Source organism: Liquorilactobacillus mali KCTC 3596 = DSM 20444 (genome assembly GCF_000260415.1).
Taxonomy (GTDB): domain Bacteria; phylum Bacillota; class Bacilli; order Lactobacillales; family Lactobacillaceae; genus Liquorilactobacillus; species Liquorilactobacillus mali.
This window is the reverse complement of the sequence record NZ_BACP01000102.1, coordinates 1-286: the sequence shown is the minus strand read 5'-3', so window position 1 is coordinate 286 and position 286 is coordinate 1. Positions and strand designations below refer to the sequence as shown.

General features: G+C 34.6%; 1 protein-coding gene. It reads right to left on the bottom strand.

Features of this window, described 5'->3' with window-relative positions; translation table 11 throughout:
- Positions 1 to 13: 13 nt before the first annotated feature.
- On the bottom strand, positions 14 to 286 hold a 273-nt coding region (locus GSM_RS13690), incomplete at its 5' end, for an IS3 family transposase (protein WP_010078431.1).

Genomic DNA, 286 nt, shown 5'->3' with positions numbered 1-286 from the left:
AAAATAGATATTTTTATGCTGCTAAGGTATGTTCTCGATACTCAATTGGGGACATGCCTTTTGTTTTGAGTGAAATTCGGTGATTATTATACCAACTGACATAATTCAGCGAAGCTTCTCTGAGTGACTTAATATCTTTGTAAGGGGGAAAGCCACTCAAGCATTCCATTTTGTAAATATGAAAGAAACTCTCGATTGGTGCATTATCATGACAATTTCCCTTTTTAGACATGCTCTGGATAAAATCGTTATCCAGAAGCCTTTGTGTATAATAACCTAATTGATA